This is a genomic window from Anaeromyxobacter terrae (assembly GCF_022690685.1).
In the GTDB taxonomy this organism is placed as follows: Bacteria; Myxococcota; Myxococcia; order Myxococcales; family Anaeromyxobacteraceae; genus Anaeromyxobacter; species Anaeromyxobacter terrae.
This window is the reverse complement of the sequence record NZ_JALCYY010000001.1, coordinates 149,545-168,395: the sequence shown is the minus strand read 5'-3', so window position 1 is coordinate 168,395 and position 18,851 is coordinate 149,545. Positions and strand designations below refer to the sequence as shown.

Annotated in this window: 18 protein-coding genes; 11 read left to right on the top strand and 7 right to left on the bottom strand. The window is 74.2% G+C overall.

Features of this window, described 5'->3' with window-relative positions:
• The first annotated feature begins 61 nt into the window (after positions 1-61).
• A complete protein-coding gene (locus MNY62_RS00705) occupies positions 62-541 on the top strand; it encodes a hemerythrin domain-containing protein (RefSeq protein WP_242342164.1) in 480 nt (159 codons plus the stop codon).
• Positions 542-569: 28 nt separating this feature from the next.
• On the opposite strand, the gene MNY62_RS00700 is transcribed toward MNY62_RS00705, so the two are convergent.
• The gene (locus tag MNY62_RS00700) at positions 570-1,544 is read right to left on the bottom strand and encodes a ParB N-terminal domain-containing protein (RefSeq protein WP_242342163.1); all 975 of its coding nucleotides are present in this window, start codon (positions 1,542-1,544) and stop codon (positions 570-572) included.
• 71 nt (positions 1,545-1,615) lie between these two features.
• On the opposite strand from MNY62_RS00700, the gene MNY62_RS00695 reads away from it, so the two are divergent.
• Positions 1,616-2,614: an ABC transporter ATP-binding protein gene (locus tag MNY62_RS00695; protein WP_242342162.1), complete on the top strand. Its 999-nt coding sequence runs from the start codon at positions 1,616-1,618 to the stop codon at positions 2,612-2,614.
• 161 nt (positions 2,615-2,775) lie between these two features.
• Here the strand turns inward: MNY62_RS00695 and MNY62_RS00690 are convergent, their stop codons facing one another.
• Genes MNY62_RS00690 through rnz form a run of 3 tightly spaced genes read right to left on the bottom strand, consistent with a single transcriptional unit; the run spans position 2,776 to position 5,858 of the window.
• The gene (locus MNY62_RS00690) at positions 2,776-3,585 is read right to left on the bottom strand and encodes a DUF5714 domain-containing protein (RefSeq protein WP_242342161.1); all 810 of its coding nucleotides are present in this window, start codon (positions 3,583-3,585) and stop codon (positions 2,776-2,778) included.
• Positions 3,586-3,641: 56 nt separating this feature from the next.
• Positions 3,642-4,901, bottom strand: a complete 1,260-nt coding sequence (locus tag MNY62_RS00685) for a small ribosomal subunit Rsm22 family protein (RefSeq protein ID WP_242342160.1) — start codon at positions 4,899-4,901, stop codon at positions 3,642-3,644.
• 12 nt (positions 4,902-4,913) lie between these two features.
• Positions 4,914-5,858 carry a ribonuclease Z gene (gene rnz, locus MNY62_RS00680; protein WP_242342159.1) on the bottom strand — a complete coding sequence of 315 codons (945 nt, stop codon included), beginning with the start codon at positions 5,856-5,858 and terminating at the stop codon, positions 4,914-4,916.
• A gap of 104 nt (positions 5,859-5,962) precedes the next feature.
• On the opposite strand from rnz, the gene MNY62_RS00675 reads away from it, so the two are divergent.
• The gene (locus tag MNY62_RS00675; RefSeq protein WP_242342158.1) at positions 5,963-6,418 is read left to right on the top strand and encodes a DUF3592 domain-containing protein; all 456 of its coding nucleotides are present in this window, start codon (positions 5,963-5,965) and stop codon (positions 6,416-6,418) included.
• 203 nt (positions 6,419-6,621) lie between these two features.
• Here MNY62_RS00675 and MNY62_RS00670 read toward each other — a convergent pair whose 3' ends face one another.
• Positions 6,622-7,317, bottom strand: a complete 696-nt coding sequence (locus MNY62_RS00670) for a TetR/AcrR family transcriptional regulator C-terminal domain-containing protein (protein ID WP_242342157.1) — start codon at positions 7,315-7,317, stop codon at positions 6,622-6,624.
• A 132-nt stretch (positions 7,318-7,449) separates the two neighbouring features.
• Between MNY62_RS00670 and MNY62_RS00665 the strand changes: the two genes are divergently transcribed.
• Together MNY62_RS00665 and MNY62_RS00660 are read left to right on the top strand one after the other, a co-directional pair.
• A complete protein-coding gene (locus MNY62_RS00665; RefSeq protein ID WP_242342156.1) occupies positions 7,450-8,115 on the top strand; it encodes a class I SAM-dependent methyltransferase in 666 nt (221 codons plus the stop codon).
• A gap of 260 nt (positions 8,116-8,375) precedes the next feature.
• Positions 8,376-9,431 (top strand): ankyrin repeat domain-containing protein, encoded by a 1,056-nt coding sequence (locus MNY62_RS00660; protein WP_242342155.1) that lies wholly within the window; start codon positions 8,376-8,378, stop codon positions 9,429-9,431.
• Between the two features lie 74 nt (positions 9,432-9,505).
• Here the strand turns inward: MNY62_RS00660 and MNY62_RS00655 are convergent, their stop codons facing one another.
• Together MNY62_RS00655 and MNY62_RS00650 are read right to left on the bottom strand one after the other, a co-directional pair.
• Positions 9,506-10,294, bottom strand: a complete 789-nt coding sequence (locus tag MNY62_RS00655) for an ABC transporter permease (protein ID WP_242342154.1) — start codon at positions 10,292-10,294, stop codon at positions 9,506-9,508.
• A gap of 1 nt (position 10,295) precedes the next feature.
• The gene (locus MNY62_RS00650) at positions 10,296-11,093 is read right to left on the bottom strand and encodes an ABC transporter permease (protein WP_242342153.1); all 798 of its coding nucleotides are present in this window, start codon (positions 11,091-11,093) and stop codon (positions 10,296-10,298) included.
• A 185-nt stretch (positions 11,094-11,278) separates the two neighbouring features.
• Here MNY62_RS00650 and MNY62_RS00645 point away from each other — a divergent pair, with 185 nt between their 5' ends.
• The 6 genes from MNY62_RS00645 (at position 11,279) to MNY62_RS00620 (ending at position 18,850) form a co-directional block, all read left to right on the top strand.
• Complete coding sequence (locus MNY62_RS00645) at positions 11,279-12,037, top strand: class I SAM-dependent methyltransferase (protein WP_242342152.1); 759 nt, start codon at positions 11,279-11,281, stop codon at positions 12,035-12,037.
• Positions 12,038-12,113: 76 nt separating this feature from the next.
• Positions 12,114-12,929 carry a ferredoxin--NADP reductase gene (locus MNY62_RS00640; protein WP_242342151.1) on the top strand — a complete coding sequence of 272 codons (816 nt, stop codon included), beginning with the start codon at positions 12,114-12,116 and terminating at the stop codon, positions 12,927-12,929.
• 46 nt (positions 12,930-12,975) lie between these two features.
• Positions 12,976-13,788 (top strand): alpha/beta hydrolase, encoded by an 813-nt coding sequence (locus MNY62_RS00635; RefSeq protein WP_242342150.1) that lies wholly within the window; start codon positions 12,976-12,978, stop codon positions 13,786-13,788.
• A 193-nt stretch (positions 13,789-13,981) separates the two neighbouring features.
• Positions 13,982-16,882 (top strand): protein kinase domain-containing protein, encoded by a 2,901-nt coding sequence (locus MNY62_RS00630; RefSeq protein WP_242342149.1) that lies wholly within the window; start codon positions 13,982-13,984, stop codon positions 16,880-16,882.
• A 95-nt stretch (positions 16,883-16,977) separates the two neighbouring features.
• A complete protein-coding gene (locus MNY62_RS00625; protein ID WP_242342148.1) occupies positions 16,978-17,475 on the top strand; it encodes a methyltransferase family protein in 498 nt (165 codons plus the stop codon).
• A gap of 85 nt (positions 17,476-17,560) precedes the next feature.
• On the top strand, positions 17,561-18,850 hold the full coding sequence (locus tag MNY62_RS00620; RefSeq protein WP_242342147.1) for a serpin family protein: 1,290 nt from the start codon (positions 17,561-17,563) through the stop codon (positions 18,848-18,850).
• The last annotated feature ends 1 nt before the right edge of the window (position 18,851 follow it).

Genomic DNA, 18,851 nt, shown 5'->3' with positions numbered 1-18,851 from the left:
CGCCCGCCCGCGGGAGGAGGGTTCCCTTGCGTGTCCCTGGGTTCTCCGACACCATCCCCTCATGAAGCGGTCGCGCGCGCTGAAGCCTCTCTCGAGCGAGCACCAGCAGGCGCTCCTGATCTCCTTCCAGCTGAAGCAGGGGCTCGCCGGCCATCCGGAGTCGGCGGGTGCACCGAAGGATCTGCCCGGCCTCATGGCCCTCGCGCGCCGCTTCGAGGAGCAGATCCTCCGGCCGCACTGCCGCGCCGAGGAGGAGCTCATCGGCCGGCACCTGACCGAGAGCGACCTGCGCCGGCTGCGCGGGGAGCACGCGGAGCTGCAGCGGCTGCTCGACGCCGCGCGGGGCGCACGGCCGGGCGAGCAGCGGGCCGATCTGGCGGCGTTCGCGGAGCTGCTCGAGCGGCACGTGCGCTGGGAGGAGCGCGACCTCTTCCCGTACGCCGAGCTGCACGTGGACGAGGAGGCGCTCGCGACGATCGGCGGCGAGCTCGAGAAGCGGCTCGTGCTGGCGCGGAGCGAGGCGAAGAGCGCGCGCCGCTGAGCTCGGCGCACGATCCCGGGGACGCCGATCATTCCGCTTCCGCTGCGGCGCCGCCGGAGCGCGCCACGTCCTCCCCGCGGATCTTGGCCGGATCCATCCCGCGGGCGCGCTTCGTCATCTGCGCGAAGAGCTCGTCGAAGGGCGGCGCGCCGCCCTTCATGAAGCGGAGCGGGTTCACGCGCGCCACGACGAACGCCTTGAGATAGGGCGAGTCGAAGCCGCGCTCCTTGAGCCGCGCCACCGCCTCGGACACGGCGTCGTCGAGCTCCAGCACGGCCCTGGCGCGCCGCTCGCGCTCGGGGAGCGCCTTCGAGAGCCTCTCCTCCACGAAGGCGTCCACCTTCTTGAGGATGGGCGCGTAGGCGCCGCCTGAGAAGCGCGGGCGCTGCTCGTAGGCGATGCCGAGCGTGACGAGGCCGGCCTCCTCGAACTCGAGCGCCATCTCGCTCTCCTTCGGATCGACCGAGCCCGCGAGGTCGCGGTACATGCGCACGACCTCGAGCGCCTTCTCGCGCAGGTTGTGGGCCTTCTCGATGTTGAGCGCGAGGATCTGGTAGGCGACCTGCCGCTCCGGCACCACGAGCGCGAGGACGCTCCGCGCGCCGAGCTCCTTCAGCGCGGTGAGGCGGTGGCCGCCGTTCGGCGTGAGCCAGGCGTCCTTCTCGCGCACGACGATGATCGGGTCGAGGTAGCGGCGGGTCTTGTCCATCGCGACGGTGAGCTTGCGCACGTGCGCGTCGGAGACGTCGCGCTGGAACGGCGTGCGCTCGACCTTGTCGACGGGCAGCGCCGCGAAGAGCAGCGCGTGGCCGCCGAGCGGCTCGCGGTAGGTGGCGAGCACCGCGCCCCCGTCCCGCTCGATCTCGCCGGCGAGCTCCTCGAGCTCCGGCGGCCGCTCGGCGAGGGCGAGCTGCGGCGGGGTCAGCTCGGTCGGCGTGAGCTTCACCCCCTTGCGGGCGCGCGGCCGCCCGCTCTTCGTCACCGGGCGCTTCTTCTGAGCCATGAACGCATTGTAACGGCGGGCTCGCGACGAGGGGCTTGCCCCGTCGAGGGCGCTGCCGCTAGATCCCCCGGGTGATCGACGTCCGCGGCCTCCGCAAGCACTACCAGGTCCACCGCCGCCCGCCCGGCCTCGGCGCCGCGCTGCGCTCGGTCTTCCGCCGCCGCTACGAGACGGTGCGCGCGGTCGACGGGATCGACTTCTCGGTCGGTGAAGGCGAGCGCGTCGGCTTCCTCGGCCCGAACGGCGCAGGGAAGACCACGACCCTCAAGATGCTCTCCGGCCTCCTCCACCCGACGGAGGGAGAGGTGACCGTGGCGGGGTACGTGCCGCGCCGGCGCGAGCCCGCCTTCCTGAAGCAGATCACGCTCGTCATGGGGCAGAAGCAGCAGCTCCTCTGGGACCTGCCGCCCGCCGAGACGTTCGCGATGAACCGCGCGATCTACGACATCCCGCGCGCGCAGTTCGACGAGACGCTCGAGGAGCTCGTCCGGCTCCTCGAGCTCGGCGAGCTCGTCCAGAAGCCGACCCGGCAGCTCTCCCTCGGCGAGCGGATGAAGTGCGAGCTCGCCGCGGCGCTCCTCCACCGGCCGCGCGTGCTCTTCCTCGACGAGCCCACCATCGGCCTCGACGTCTCGATGCAGGCCACCGTGCGGAGCTTCGTCCGCGCCTATAACGAGCGGTTCGGCGCGACGGTGCTCCTCACGAGCCACTACATGGAGGACGTCGTCCAGCTCTGCCCGCGCGTCATCGTCATCGACCGCGGCCGGCTCATCTACGACGGCGACCTGCGCGCGCTCGCGCTCAAGGTCCGCCCCGACAAGCGGATCGTGGTGCGCTTCCAGGACCCGAACGGCGGCGGAGCGCCCAGGGAGCTCGGCCGGTTCGGGAAGGTGGTGTCGAGCGAGCCCGGGCAGGCGACGATCCAGGTCGCGGCGGAGGAGGTCTCGGGCGCGGTGGCGCGGATGCTCGGCGCGCTCGCCGTCGCGGACCTCACCGTCGAGGATCCGCCGCTCGAGGAGGTGATGTCGGAACTCTTCCGCGCCTCGCGCGAGCGGGCCGCGGAGGGGTGAGTCCTGCCCGCCGCGTCAGCGGCGCCGGCCGGGAGGCTGAAGCACGGCACTCGTCGCGAGCGCAGGGGCAGGCGGATGAGCCTGCCCCGGAGCGAGCAGGGGGCATGGGGGAGCCGAGGAGGCCGGGCGCGTCAGCGACCCCGGCCGACGAGGTTCCCCCATCAACGATGAAACGGGCAGGCGGTCCCGCCGCACTGCTTGTTCACCGACCGCCACTCGCACTCCGGGCCGCGCGCGGAGAGGTCCACGCGCAGGTGCTCGCGCGCGAACTTCACGGCCGCGAGGATCGACAGCATCGAGTCGCGCTTGCAGCAGCGGGCCGCGTCGGTCGCGCCGATCACGGTGAGGGCACGCGCGGTCATCCGGTTCGCGAGGCCGCGCTCCTTGCCCTTGAGCGGCGTCGCCTCGGTGACGATCGAGACGAACGCGCCGGTGCCGATGGCCGCGCCGCAGGTGCCGAGCAACCCGCAGGAACCGCCCTGGATCGGCTCCACGCGCCGCCGCGCCTCGGCGACGCGCTCGGCCCGCTTCTGCGGCTCCCGCTTCACGTTCGAGTAGGCGGCGAGGAGGACGGCTGGGACGAGGAAATGGTGCTCCGGGCCGTGCAGCTTCACGGCGGGGTTGCGGAGCATCCGGAGCGCGAGCGCCATCGGATCGCGCTCGTCGGTGGAAGCGCAGACCTTCTCGATGACGTCCATCGCCGGGGCGGCGTGGCAGGCGTCGCAGGCGAAGTGCCCGGACTTGCAGCGCGCGGAGCCCACCTTGGCGGCGCCGCAGAGGACGCACGCCATCTCGGTGGACGCCGGCAGGTAGACGAGGTCCTCGCCGCAGACGAGACACCCGGTGAACGGAGCGTCGTCGGAGGCGGAGCTCGCCGCGGAGCCGTCGCCGCAGCCGGTGTCACACGGGGCGGACGTCGGCTCGGGCTTGGCGGCTTCGGGCGCGGGGCTCGACTTGAACAGCTTGAACACGCGGGAAGTCCTCGATCCGGGGGATCCTCACCATGGAACCGCGGGCGGGCGCAAGATCATCCCCCCGCCGGCCGCTCGCCCGGCGGCACGGGACGGCCGGCCGGCGCGAGGACCTTCACCGCCGAGCCCTCGCCGAGCGCGAGCCCGTCGCCCCGCGGCTCGGCGCCGGAGATCTCGACGACGTCGCCGCGGAGGAGCTCCCCGAAGCGGCGGTTCGCGTCCGTGACGTGCTTCTCCTGGAGCGAGAGCCCCACCCGCCCCTCCGGGCCGCACCCCATGTAGCGAAGCCGGCCCTTGGAGGCGAGCGGCTCGGAGACGATACGGAACACGCGTCCCGCAGGCGGCTCGGCCCAGCCCTCGCCCTTCGGCGCGAGGACGAGGTAGCTCATCTTCACCGACTCCTTCCGCAGGCCGGCGGCCTTGCCGAGCTGGGCGACGATGGGCGGCGGCTCGATGGGCCGCTCCGCGTGGCACCAGTCGGTCTCGCGTAGGAGCGCGGGGCACGGCCCGCGGAAGAGGCACGGCGCGCGGACCGCGTAGCCGCGCGCGACGAGCAGATCGCGGACGCGGAGGAGCGCGCGTGAGGTGTCGCGGAGCGCGGGCTCGAAGATCGCGAGCGAGCCGCCCGGCGCGACGAGCGCGAGCGCCTCCTCGAGCAGGTTCGCGCGGCGCGCGTCGGCGTCGGGGCCGGGGAAGAGCTCGTTCACGACGTGACCCATCGTGACGAGGTCGAACTTCCGGCCTCCGGCGAGCTCCGCGAGCGGCCGGTTGCGGGTCGGGTTCCACTCGCGGGTCGCGATGGGCTCGCCCGCGGCGGCGGCGAGCGAGCGGGCGGCGGCGAGCGCGCGCGCGGAGCGATCGGCCGCGACCACCTCGGCGGCCCCGGCGTCGAGCGCCGCGAACGCGACCGGCGCGGGACCGCTGCCGAGGTCGAGCGCGGTGCGGGGGCGGCGCGGCAGCTCGGAGAGGATGCCGCGCGCCTGGAGGTAGGAGACCGGCCAGTAGAAGAGCAGGTAGGCGCCGAGGAGCCGCCCCTCGTCCATGTAGCGCGCGCCGGCGAGCTCGCGCTCGCGCGTCAGCCCCTTCGACAGCCGGGCGACCGCGGCGCCGACCTCCCTGAGCTCGTCGGGCGCGAGCAGCGCGGGCGGGCCACCGCGCTCGCCGCGGGGAAAGCCGCCGCGAGGCGCGTGACCGCCGTGGCGGCCGCGCTGGCCGTGCGCGCCGCCGGACCGGGACTGCGCGCCGCGATCCTCGCGCCACACGCGGAGGAGGTGCGGGACCCAGCGGGCGAGATCTTCGGCGGGCGAGCGCGGCACGGGTCCGCGGTTCTAACCCGGAGAGGGCGCGCGGGCCAGATCGTGCGGGAGCGGCACCTCGATCGTCATGCCGTCGCTCGCGACCGAGAGCGGCCCTGGCCACTCCGCCCGCGCCTCGTCGACGAGCGGCTGCCACTCGCGGTCGTAGCGGGTGGAGAGGTGCGTGAGCACGAGCTCGCGCACGCCCGCCTCGCGCGCGACCCGCGCCGCCTCGCGGGCGGTCGAGTGCATCGTCTCCTCGGCGCGCGCCTGCTCCGGGTCGCCGAAGGTGCAGTCGTGCACGAGCAGGTCCGCGCCGCGCGCCGCCGCGATGGTCCCCGCGCACGGGCGCGTGTCGCCGGTCACCGCCATCGTCCGGCCCCGGCGGCGCGGCTCGACCACCTCCTCCGGCCGGACGACCCGGCCGTCGGCGAGCGTCACCGCCTCGCCGCGCTGGAGCGCGCCGTACAGCGGCCCCATCGGCACGCCGAGGGCGGCCGCCTTCTCCGGGTGGAAGCGCCCCGGCCGCTCGTCCTCGACGAGCGCCCAGCCGACCGAGGGGATCCGGTGCTCCGTCGCGAACGCGCGCATGACGCAGCCGTCGCGGCGGACCTCCGTGCCCGGCGCGACCTCGTGGATGCGGACGTCGAACGCGAGCCGCTCGGTCCCGGTGAAGAGCATCACGTCGAGGAGCCGCTTCGCCGGCCGGGGGCCGTACACGTCCATGGGCGTCGTGCGGCCCTGCATGGAGAGGGTGCGCAGGAAGCCGATGGCGCCGAGGTAGTGGTCTGCGTGGAAGTGCGTGAAGAAGATCGCGTCCACGTCGAAGCCGGTGCCGAAGCGGATCATCTGCCGCTGCGTCCCCTCCCCGCAGTCGACGAGGAACAGCTCCCGGTCGCGGCGCACCGCGAGGCCGGAGAGGTTCCGGTGGATGGTCGGCTGGGCGGCCGAGGTGCCGAGGAAGGTGAGGCGGAGCATCGGGCGGGAATGTAACGGAAGGCGGGCCGCGGAGGGGCCCCGGTCGGCGGGCGGGCCGGAAGGGGTGGTTGCCGCGGGGCGGGCGGGCGGCGAAAGATCACCGGATGCCCAGGTGGCTCGCCCTCGCGCTCTGCGGCCTCGGCGCCGTCCTGCTCGCCCTGGGGGTGCGGCAGTCCGCGCGCGGGCGGGAGACGCGCCACTTCACCCGGACCCCGGGGCGTGTCGTCGAGTCGCGGGTGCGGCTCCTCTCGGAGGCGGACGAGCAGCGCTCGCGCCGGTGGGGGTTCGTGATCCGCTACGCCTACGAGGCGCGCGGCCGGACGCTCGAGTCGGAGCAGGTCTGGATCGGCTCCGCCGCGGCGGCCGAGTACGACGACGAGGGACGGGCGCGGGAGTGGGTGGAGCGGTTCCCCGCCGGCGCCGAGGTCACGGTCTATTTCGATCCGGCCGACCCACGCCAGGCGGTGCTCGTCCCGGGCGTGCCGAGCACGCAGCTCGCGGTGCTCGTCGTCGCCGGGCTCGCGCTCGTGGGGGTCGGGGTGTTCGCGCTGGCGCGATGACGGCGCTCCTCGCTCGTGCGCGAACGAGGAGCCGCACGGTCCGCCGGCCAGGATGTGAAGCACGCCCTGCAGCGATGCATCGGAGGGGGGTGGACACTGTCCGACTTGCGGTCTCGCGGGACGAGGCGCGGAACTCTCGGTCCGGGCTCTCCAGATGAGTCGACTCGCTCGCGCATCCGCCTCTGCGCGTGGGCTGCCGCGCGTCAGTCGCGGGCGCGGGCGACGCGCTCCAGGCCGCGCACGAGGACGTCGAGCCCGAACTGGAACAGCCCTTCGGAGTCGTCCTCCGCGAGGTGATCCGCCAGCGAGACGAGGAGCGGGAACTCCTCGCGCGGCAGCGCCCTGAACTGCTTGCGCGCCTCGCCGAGCATCTTCCGGCGCGTGACGCCCATCGCCGCCGCGGCCGCCGCGTAGCGCGCCTCGTCAGCGGCGAACTCGGTCACGAAGTTGTTGAGGTGGTAGGCGGCGCGCGCCGCGTCCCGGTCCGACAGGCCCGAGGACCGCAGGACGCGCAGCGCCGCCTCGATGTGGCGGAGCCGCCGCGGCCCGATCGGCGGGGTGCTCGCGAGCACCCGCGCCGCATCCCGGTGCGCGAGCAGGCCCCGGCGGTTGACCCGCGCCATCTCGGTGAGCTGCTCGCGCCACGATCCCGTCGGCGGCACCTCCGGGATCTCGCCGGCGATCTCGTCCGCGACGAGCACGAGCAGCTCGTCCTTGTCGCGCACGTGGCGGTAGAGCGAGGCCGCCTTGACCCCGAGCTTCTCCGCGAGCCGGCGCATCGTGAGCTCGTCGAGCCCGACCTCGTCGAGGAGGTCGAGCGCCGCCCGGACCACCTGCGCCCGGTCGAGCGGCTTGCGTCGGGGAGGGCCCCTGCTGTCGCGGTACGGAACGAAGCTCAACGACGCCTCCCTGGCGACGCCGATCCTACGCGCAGGCCCCTTGATCCCGCAACGCGGGTCGCATTAGGCTAACGCCGTTAGCTGTCAGCGACTCTTGTTAGCTGGGCCCGCGCGGCCCGAGGAGACGGCGACATGGCAGTGGGAGCGAAGGCGTACAAGGGCGTGGCGATGGAGGGGTTCATCGCGAGCTGGTACACGCGGAACACCGGGCGGGACTGGCGGCGCTTCGTCTCCGCCGCGGACGCGGTCGTCGCCCGGGCGGCACCGGGTGGGCGCGTGCTGGAGGTCGCCCCTGGGCCCGGGTACCTCGCCATCGAGCTCGCGAAGCGGGGCTACGCGGTCACCGGGCTCGACATCAGCCGGTCCTTCGTGCGGATCGCCGGCGAGAACGCGGCGCGGGCGGGGGTCTCGATCGACTTCCGGCACGGCAACGCGTCCGAGCTCCCCTTCCCCGAGGCGTCCTTCGACTTCGCGGTGTGCATGGCCGCGTTCAAGAACTTCGCCGACCCCGTCGGCGCCCTCGACGAGCTTCACCGCGTCCTGCGACCGGGCGCGCGGGCGTCGATCTTCGACCTGCGGAGGGACGCGCCCCTCGACGCGATCGACGCGGAGGTGCGACGGATGAACCTGACCCGCCTCGACGCCTTCCTCACGAGGTGGACCTTCCGCCACATGCTGCTGAAGAGCGCCTACTCGCGGGAGGATCTCGAGCAGATGTCCGCCCGGAGCCGCTTCCGGACCTGCGAGATCGCCGCCGACGGCGTGGGCTTCGAGCTGCGGCTCACGAAGCCCGCGTGACGGCCGGAGCGCTCGGTCGGGTGCTGCCCTTACGCGGCCCGGTCGCCGGCCCCGACCGAGATCCGGCTCATGACCTCGGCGAACGCGAGTCTCACGGGACGAAAGGCGGAACTCTCGGTCCGGGCCTTCCGCGCTCGCGCGAAGTGACGGGCGAGCCCCTCGCGGCATCACGTGCGCCCGCGTCTCGCGGACACCCCTTCTTGCGCGTTGCCAGCGCTGCGCCGGTTCACGGATCGTTTCGCGCTCGGAGGACCTTCACGATGAGCGCGTGCGCACGTGGCCGCGGTGATCTTCGACTGCTGGCCTTCGTGGCGACCGTCGTCCTGTGCTCCTGCCGCGAAGAGCGCTGCGCCGAGGCTTCGGCCCCGGAGGAGCCCGGCACGACGCCGCTCATGATGGCCGCCTTCAGAGGGGACGTCGCTGCGGCTCGGACGCTCCTCGAGCGCGGCGTCGACGTCGATGAGCGCAACCCCTCCGGCTGGACCGCGCTCATGTTCGCCGCGGGGCTGCCGCCCCAATGGCCTCGGCACGCGCACTTCCCGGGCAGCCCCGCGGTCGCGCGGCTCCTCATCGCCCATGGCGCCAGCGTCGACGCGCAGACGGCGACTGGACGCACCGCGCTCATGATGGCAGTCGCGAGCGAACGCTCGGAGTTCGTCGAGCTTCTGCTGGACGCCGGCGCTGACGCGAACGCGGCCGACGGACGCGGCGAGACGGCCCTCGTCATGGCCGCTGCCCGCGGCCTCGAACAGGTGGTCGGGTTGCTGCTTCGCCGTGGAGCGTCCGTGAACGCCGGACGTCATCCGAACGGAGACACGGCGCTCATGCGTGCGCTCCGGCTTGCCCCCTCGCTCAGAGACGTCCTGGACGAGGCCAGGCGCGTCGGCTACTTCCCGCGAAGAGCCTGGGATGAGGTCAGGGAAGCCTTCGGGCGTCCCGCCGTCACGCGGGGTGCAGTGTTCGATCGGTATGTCCGGATCGTCCGGGTCCTGCTCCACCACGGCGCAGACCTGGAGGCCGTGAACGTCAACGGCGCCACGCCATTGACACTCGCCGCCACCATGGGCCATGCGCGGCTCGTTCGGCTGCTGCTGGCGCACGGAGCCGACGTGAACGCCACCGACAGGGCGATGGGCGACTCCACTGCTCTGATCATCGCGGTCCGGAACGGGAACGGGGCGATGGTCGACGCCGTGCTGGAGGCACGACCCGAGCTGGACCGAAAGGACCGCTTCGGGAAGTCCGCGCTGGACTATGCGACCGAGGCAGACGACCGCTGGGCGATACGCGCGCTGACGCAGGCCGGCGCGAGGTGACGCGCCGGCTCACGCTTCGCCGGCGGCGTCGGCAGCCACCCGCCGCCAACCGGTTCGGTCAGGCGGCGCGACGCTCAGGACGACGCCGACGTGTAGTGCCCGATGGAGCGCAGCCAGACGAAGCGCGCGAACGCGGAGAACGCGAGGGCTCCGACGAGGACGAGCGCGCCGTGCGACGGGGCGAGCGTGCCGAGGAGGGCGCGCGCGGGGTAGGTGGTCATGAGGGCGAGCGGGATGATCACCGTGAAGACGACGCGCAGGGCGCCGCGGAAGATGTCGGCGGGCCAGCGGGCGGCGTCGAAGATGGAGAGGAGCAGGAACGACAGGTTGTCCACCTTCACCACGAAGAACGCCGACGAGACGACCAGGATCCAGAGCGCGTACAGGATGAGCGTGGCGCAGAGGAGCAGCACGAGCGACGCGAGGACCGCGCCGGCCGAGGGCCAGCGGCCCATCCGGTCGAACGCCACGGCGAAGATGGCGATCCCGCCCACCACGTCGAGCGAGCGCCACGGCGCGAACTTGGCGGTCGAGACGAGGAACTGCGCGTCGGCGGGCTTGAGGAGCACGAAGTCGAGCGTGCCCTTGCGGATGTGCTCGACGACCGCGGTGAGGGACGGGTTCACCGCCCCCTCGAGCACGCCCTTCATCACCGTGAACCAGCCGATGACGACGAGCGCCTCCTCGAACGACCAGCCCGCGATCGAGGAGCGCCGGCCGTAGACGACCAGGATCGGGACGAGCGACCAGGAGGTCCAGAAGAGCGCGAGCCCTCCCTGGACGAGGAAGTCCACCCGGTACTGCATCGCCACCGCGATCGAGGCGCGGAGCTGGATCGCGAGGAGCGTGAGGTAGCGGCGCACCCTACCCTCCGAACGCCGCGAAGCGGCGCAGCCCGGCGCGCCAGGTGATCCGCGCCGCGAGCGCGAGCACCGCCACGTAGGTCCACTGGATGGCGAGCTCGCGGAGCGCAGCCGCACGCGGGGTCATGCCGATGACCATCTCGACCGGGAAGGAGAGCATGAACCGGAACGGCAGGAGCTTCGCCGTGACCTCGAGCCAGCGCGGGAAGAGCTCGAGCGGGATGAGGTAGCCGGAGAAGACGCCGTAGAGCCCGAGCCACAGCTCGAACACCGAGGACGACGAGTCGATCGCGAAGGCGAGCGCGCCGATGACGGCCATGGCGAGGAAGGTGATGAGCCAGGCGCCGACGACGGTGAGCGGGAAGAGCGCGAGGAGCAGCGGGTCGTGGGTGAAGCGGCCCGGACCGAGCGTCAGGAGCGCGGCCGCGACGACGGGGAGCGAGGCGAGGAGCCGGAGCGGCATCGCGCCGACGTTGGAGCAGGCGTAGGAGACGAGCGGGTGGATGGGCCGGAGCAGGCGGAACGCGAGCGTCCCCTGGCGGATCTCGAAGTTCACCTCCCAGATCACCCACGCCCCCGCGTTGAGCCGGACCACGAGCGCCGCGAGGTAGTACGCGCCGAACTCCGCCTGGCCGAAGCGGCCGACCGGCGCCTCCCGCGCGACGGCGCTCATCAGGGCCAGCATGACGAGCGGCATCGTCGTGGAGAGCAGCCACACGAACATCTCGGCCCGGTAGGCGACCGACTCGGCGAAGCCGACGCGGAGCAGCGTGGGGATGGCGCGGAGGGTGCGGCGCACGGGCCTACGGTAACGCGGAACGGCCGCGCTCGCCCGGTCCGAGCGTCGAGGCGGACCGGGCTTCCCGACCGGGCACGGGCCGGGGCGCCCCCGCGGGACCCCGGCGTGGCCCGCCGCGAGCCGACCGTCCTCGAGGGCGCGGAGCTCCGAGGAGCGCGCGGGCCGGGCGACGTTAGATCGACGGCATGAGCGATCACGACCGCGAGCTCTCGCGCGCCTTCGACGGCCAGGCCGAGCAGTTCGAGCGGGCTCCCGTGCAGACCGACCCCGCGGCGCTCGGGGCGCTCGTCGCGTTCGCGGCGCTCCCGCCCGGCGCGCGGCTCCTCGACGCGGGCTGCGGGCCGGGGATCGTCGCCGAGGCGTTCCTCGCCGGAGGCCACTCCGTGCACGGCGTCGACCTCTCGCCGGAGATGGTGCGGCGCGCGCGGCAGCGGTGCGAGGGGTTCGGAGAGCACGCGCGCTTCGAGGTGGGCTCCGTGCTCGACCTCCGCGCCGGGCCGTTCGAGGCCGCGGTCTCGCGCCTCGTCGTCCACCACGTCGAGGACCCCCTCGCGTTCGTGCGCGCCCAGGTCGCGCTCGTCGCGCCGAGGGGTGTCGTCATCGTGTCCGACCACACGACCGATCCCGAGCCGGAGCGCGCCCGCTGGCACCACGAGATCGAGCGCGCCCGGGATCGGACCCATGTCCGGACCCTCACCGCGGGGGAGCTCGTCGACGTGCTGGCGCGCGCCGGCCTCGAGGAGCTCCGCCTCCTCGAGGAGCCGTTCGAGCTCGACTTCGACGAGTGGTTCGACCGCGGCACGCCCACCCTGCCGAAGGACGAGGTCCGCCGCCGCGTCCTCGCCGGACGCGCGCGCGGCTTCGAGCCCGTGCCGCGCGACGACGGCGGCATCACCCTGCGCTGCGTCCGCGCCCTCGTCCGCGGCGTGCGACCCGCCGCCTGAGCGCGGCGCGTGCCGCGTGCAGGCGGCGGCCTTCCCGGACCGGGCACCGCCGGCGCGCGCCCGCTACACCCCCGGCGTGGGAAAGCTCGAGCCGAACGCCATCCTCACCCGCCGGATCGAGGCCGCCCCCGGCCTCGTCATCCTGCGCGTCGCGCCGGACGGCTGGACCTACCCCCAGTTCCGCCCAGGCCAGTTCGCGGTGCTGGGCCTCCCCGCCCGCGCCCCGCGCGTCGCGCTCTCCGACCCGGAGCCGGCACCCGAGGACCCGGACCGCATGATCCGGCGCGCCTACTCCATCGCGTCCTCGTCGCTCGAGCGCGGCGAGCTCGAGCTCTACGTGACGCTCGTCCGCTCGGGCGAGCTCACGCCGAGGCTCTTCGCGCTCTCGCCCGGCGACCGGCTCTGGCTCGGCCCGAAGCCCGCGGGCATGTTCACGCTGCGCGACGTGCCGCCGGAGCGCCACGTCGTGCTCGTCGGCACCGGCACCGGGCTCGCGCCGTACATGAGCATGCTCCGCACCGAGCTCGCCTGCGGCGGGCCGCAGCGCTTCGCGGTGCTCGCAGGGGCGCGGCACTCCTGGGACCTCGGCTACTCCGCCGAGCTCATCACGATGGCGCGGCTCTGCCCGAACTTCACCTACCTGCCGACGGTGAGCCGCCCGGACGCCGAGCCCGCGCCGTGGGGCGGCGCCACGGGCTACGTGCAGGCGCTCTGGACCGACGGCGCGCTCGCGCGGGCGTGGGGCTCGAAGCCGACGCCGGCCGACACGCACGTCTTCCTGTGCGGGAACCCGGCGATGATCGACGACATGACGCTCCTGCTCGAGCGCGAGGGCTTCCGCGAGCACGCGCCGCGCCAGCCGGGGGAAATCCACGTGGAGCGGTACTGGTGAGATCGGCGCGCCGCCGCGCGCGCGCGATGGGTGCTAGCATCCGGACGTGCGCGCACTCATCGGAGCGCTCGTGGTCCTCGCCGTGCTCGCCGCCGCCGTGCTCGTCGCGGCGTTCGCGCTCCAGCGGCGGCTGCTCTACTTCCCGGACCGGATGACCGAGGGGCAGGCGCTCGCGCGCGCCGAGCGGCTCGGGCTCGCGCCGTGGCGTGGACCCGACGGAGCGCTGCGCGGCTGGCGCGCCCCGGCGACACGCGAGCCGCGCGCGCGGGTGCTCGTCCTCCACGGGAACGCCGGCAGCGCGCTCGATCGGACCTACTACGCCGAGGCGCTGGCGCCCCTCGGCGCGGAGGTGACGCTCCTCGAGTATCCCGGCTACGGCGCGCGGCCAGGAGAACCGACGCTCGAGGCGCTCACCGCGGCCGCGCTCGACGCGGTGGACGCGCTCGGACGCGAGGGGGGCCCGGTCTGGCTCGTCGGGGAGAGCCTCGGGAGCGGGGTCGCCGCGCGCGCCGCGCGGCTGAGGCCGGGGGTCGTCCGCGGGCTCCTCCTCGTGACGCCGTACGCCGATCTCTCCGCGGTCGCCCGCCATCACTATCCGTTCGTGCCCGCGGCGCTGCTCCGGGATCGGTTCGCGCCCGCTCGAGATCTGGCCGGGGCCAGCTCCCCCGTCGTCCTGCTCGTGGCGGGGCGCGACGAGGTCGTCACGGCAGAGCAGGGACGGCTCCTCTTCGCGGCGCTCCCGGGTCCGAAGCGCCTCGTCGAGCAGCCGCGTGCGACGCACAACGGCCTCGACCTGTCGCCGAGGCAGCCGTTCTGGGCGGACACCGTCCGGTTCCTGGAGGCGAGCGGTCAGCGCTGACGAGGGGCCCGGGATTCGCTGGATCCGGCCGACCGCACGGGCGCCCCCCTCCGAGCAGCGACTCCGCCGCCGCGCCTGCGCCCACGCCGGGTAACTGGTATGAGGTTTCCCGGAGCCTCGCGTGGCGCGTGATCAAGGTCCCCTGAGAGCGGATGAGGACGGGGCGGGCGGGGTCGCCGCCGCGCACGGCGGAGTGTCTGCGCTGCTCGGCGAGCTGGCGCGCGCCCCGGACGTCGAGCTCGGGTCTGCCTGGGATCACGTGCTCAGGCCCGGCGCGGTCGTGGGTCGGTTCGAGCTCGTGCGCGAGATCGGGCGCGGCGGCTTCGGGGTGGTGTACGAGGCCCGCGACCGCGAGCTCGGGCGCTCCGTGGCGTTCAAGGCGGTCCGCGCGGGCGAGCGGGCGTCGCTGCAGGAGGAGCGGCTCCTCCGCGAGGCCGAGGCCGCGGCGCGGCTGTCACACCCGAACATCGTCACGCTCTTCGACGCCGGGCGCTGCGAGCACGGTCCTTATCTCGTGCTCGAGCTCCTCCGCGGCGAGACGCTCGCGGCGCGCCTCTCCGGCGAGCCCCTCGCGCCGCGCGACGCGCTGCGGATCGCGTCGGAGGTCGCGAGCGCGCTCGAGCACGCGCACGCGCGAGGCGTCGTGCATCGCGACCTGGCGCCCGGGAACGTCTTCGTCTGCGACGATGGTCGGGTGAAGGTGCTCGACTTCGGGCTCTCGCACGCGTTCGGGCGGCGGCGGATCAGCGGAGGCACCCCGGGGTACATGGCGCCCGAGCAGTGGAGAGGGGCGCCCGAGGACGAGCGCACCGACGTCTACGCGCTCGGGGTGCTCCTCTACCGGATGCTCGCGGGGGCGCTCCCGTTCCCGGACGACGAGGACGGAGTCGCCACCGCGGGCCCGAAGCCTGCGCCGGCGCTCCGCGTCCCGGGCGCGCCCGCGATCGGCGCGCTCGTCGCGCGCATGCTCGCGAAGGACCCGGTCGATCGACCCCGGGACGGCGCGGAGGTCGCGGCCGCGCTGGACGCGCTCCGGAGCGAGCCCGGGCGGACGCCCGGCGCTGCCCCCACGCCCGCCCGTCGGCGTCGTCGACCCGCCCGCAGGCGGTGGATCGCGGCTGCGGTCGCCCTCCTCGCGCTCGCGCTGGTCGGAGGTGTCCTCGCGCTGCGCGCGCGCGAGGCCGCGTCGCCGCCCGCCGCGGGGGCGGGCGAGGCGCGCGTCACGATCGCCGTCGCCGACTTCGAGAACCTCACCGGCGAGCCCGAGCTGGGCGGCCTCTCCGGCATGCTCATCACCTCGCTCGAGCAGTCGCGCCGGCTCTCGGTGCTGACGCGCGTGCGGATGCTCGACATCCTCCGCCAGCTCGGGCGCGAGAAGGTGACCGCGGTGGACGAGCCGCTCGGCCGCGAGGTGGCGCGCAGCGCGGGCGCGCGCGCCCTGGTCCTCGCCTCCATCCGGCGCTTCGACGAGCTCTACGCCATCGAGCTGAAGGCGCTCGACCCGCTCACGAGCGAGTACCTGTTCACCCTCAAGGAGACGGGCCGGGGCAAGGCGAGCGTGCCCCCGATGATCGATCGTCTCTCCGAGGAGACGCGCCAGCGGCTGCGCGAGAGCCCCGCGGAGGTCATCGCCTCGCGGGTCCTCGTCGCCTCCGCCACCACCGCCAGCTTCGAGGCGTACGCCCACTTCTTCCGCGGCGAGCAGGCGATGGACGGGACGCGCTACGAGGAGGCGCTGCGCGAGTACCGGGTCGCGCTCGACGTCGATCCCGAGTTCGCGCTGGCGAACTACCGCATCGCGTACCTGGGAGAGTTCACCGGGCTCGATTCCGCGACGCGGCGCGCCGCCATCGAGGCGGCGGTGCGCGGCGCGGGCCGGGTCCCCGAGAAGGAGCGGCTGCTCATCGAGGCCTGGAAGGCGCACGTCGACGGCGACCAGGCGCGAGCCCACGATCTCTACGCGCGCGCCGTCGAGGCGTACCCCCAGGACAAGGAGGTGCTGTACATGGCGGCCGACCTCCATTTCCACGACGGGGAGCTCACGCCGGCGCTGGCGCTCTTCGAGCGCGCGCTGGCGCTCGACCCGACGTGGGAGCCGGCGCTCATGCACGTCACCGACGCGCTCGGCAAGCTCGGCCGCGTCGACGAGATGCTCGCCCGGAGCCGCCGCTGGGTCGAGAAGGTCCCGGGGGGAGCATCGTACCGCTCGCTCGCGCTCGCCGAGATGCTCGCCGGGAGCGTCGAGGACGCCGAGCGCAACGCCCGCCGCGCGCTCGAGCTCGACGGGAACGTCTTCTCCCGCGTCGCGCTCGCCGAGGCGCTCCAGCTCGAGGAGCGCTACGGCGAGGCCGAGGCGCTCGTGCGCCCCATCGCGGAGGGCGCGAACCCGTCGGATCGCACGAAGGCCACGGTCGCCCTCGCCACCACGCTCGCCTACCAGGGCCGGCGCCGCGCGGCGCTCGAGCTGCTCGATGGGCTCCCCTCGCACGCCCGCCCGCCGACGGAGCCGACCGTGCGGCTGCTGCACCTCCTCGGCGAGGAATCTCCCGAGGCCGCACGCGCCGAGGCGGAGCGGCTCGTCGCCTCCGGGTCGCGCTGGGACGGGCTCCCCACCGTGCTCGCGCTCACCGGCGCCTCGGAGGCCGCCGCGGCGCAGGCGCGCGCACTTCAACCGGGACCGGCACGCGCGCTGTACGAGGCGGTCGCGGCGTGGCGGGGGGGCGACCGCCAGCGCGCGCTCGAGCTGTTGCGTCCGCTGCTCGACGATCCCCGCCGCGGCGGCGATCTCGCGGCCGGCGCGACGTGGATCGGGGCGACGGTCGCGTTCGAGGCCGGCCGCGACGAGGCGGCCATCGCGGCGCTGCGCGCGCTGCGGAGGATGCCGGGCGGCATGCCTCGCAGCTGGATGTACCCCCGGAGCTTCTACCTCGAGGCGCTGGCCCTCGACCGGCTCGGCCAGCGCGCGCGCGCCCGCGAGAGCGTCGACCACCTGGTGAAGCTGCTGCGCGACGCGGATCCCGACCTGCCGCTGCTCGCGGAGGCGAAGGCGCTGCGGCGGCGGATCGGCGAGGGCGAGGGGCCCGGGCGCCGGTGACGAGGCGTCCCGGCGGGCTCCGCCGGATGGCGCGCGCGAGGAGGCGCTCGAGGTCCTCGCGAGGACCGCACGAACGAGGGCGGAGGGAGGCTCGGATGTTCGCACGCGCGGTGATCGCATTCCTGGCGATGCCGGCGGTGGTCGGGATCGGGGTCCCGCTCTGGATCGCCAGCCGAGATCCTTCGCGCGGGCCCGACCACCCCGCGGGCCTCCTGCTCGCCGGGATCGGGTTCGCCGGGCTCCTCTGGTGCGTGCGCGACTTCTACGCCATCGGCAAGGGGACGCTCGCGCCGTGGGCCCCTCCGAGGAGGCTCGTGGTGGTGGGGCTCTACCGGTTCGCGCGGAACCCCATGTACCTGTCCGTGCTCACGCTCGTGGCCGGGATCGCCGCGTGGAGGGGCTCGCCGACGACCCTCGCCTACGCGCTCGTCCTGGCGCTCGTCTTCCACCTGCGCGTCGTCCTGGGAGAGGAGCCGGTCCTCGCGCGCAGCTTCCCCGCCGAGTGGGCCGTCTACGCGGGGGCGGTCCCGCGCTGGCTCCCGCGCCTCTCCCCGTGGCGCGGCCCCGAACCGGGCTCGCGGCCTCCCGCGTGAGCGGCCGCGCCGACAGGGTACCCTGCGCACGATCGGTGAACTCCCCCCTCCGCTCTGCTACGCTCCTGTCCGGAGGTTCCGCCTCATGCTCCAGTCCCGCTCTGCCGCGCTCGTCGCCGCGGCGCTCACGCTCTCCACCGCCTGCGGCGGCGGGTCGAGGCCCGCGCCCGCGCCGCCGCCGGGCGACCGGATCGGCTCGACCCAGGCGCGGGTGACGGCCTCTGCTCCTGCCGCCGATCTCGCCGCCGCGGTGGCGAGCAACGGCGCGCTCGCGCTCGACCTGTACCGGGTCCTCGCGGCGGACGCGCAGGAGAACCTGTTCTTCTCGCCGCAGAGCATCGCCTTCGCGCTCTCGATGACCTACCCGGGAGCGGCGGGCTCGACCGCGGCCGCGTTCGAGCAGACCCTCCACGTCTCGATCCCGGAGCCCCAATACCACCGCGCGATGAACGACCTCGACCGGCAGCTCCGGTCGCGCGGCGAGGGCGCCTCCGGCACCGACGGCCAGCCGTTCCGGCTCCGGCTCGTGAACCAGCTCTTCGCGCGGAAGGGCTTCGGGTTCGAGCAGCCGTTCCTCGACACGCTCGCCGAGGAGTACGGCGCGGACGTGCGGCTCCTCGACTTCGCGAGCGCGCCGGAGCCCTCGCGCGCGGCCATCAACGGCTGGGTGGAGCAGGAGACCGAGGACCGCATCCGTGAGCTGCTGCCGGCCGGGACGATCGCGACGGACACCGTCGCGGTACTGGTGAACGCGATCTACTTCAACGCCGCGTGGGCCAAGGCGTTCGATCCGGCCCTCACCCGCGACCGCGAGTTCACGCTCCTCGACGGGTCGCGGATCCTCGTGCCCACGATGGCGAGCGGCGATATGCCCGCCCGGGCCGCGCAGGTCGCGGGCGTGGAGGTGGTGGAGCTCCCCTACGACGGCGGAGAGCTCTCGATGCTGCTCCTCGTCCCGCCCGCAGGCGGGCTCGCGACGCTCGAGGAGCAGCTCACGCCGGCGCGCCTCCAGGAGTACGTCGCGGCGCTCCACGGCGAGCACCTCGCGCTCACCCTCCCGAGGTTCGAGGTGCGGAGCTCGCTCGGGCTGAAGCCGCCGCTCGCCGCGCTCGGCCTCGGGGTCGCGTTCGGGGAGCTGGCCGACTTCTCTCGCATGTCGAGCGAGGTGGACCTGCTCGTCTCCGACGTCGTCCACCAGGCGTTCGTGAAGGTGAACGAGGCGGGCACGGAGGCGGCCGCGGCGACGGCGGTGATCATCGGGCCGACGAGCGCGCCGATCGTCCGGACGGTCGCGATCGACCGGCCCTTCGTGTTCGCCATCCGCGACCACGCCACCGGCGCCCTGGTGTTCCTGGGGCGCGTCGTGAGGCCGTGAG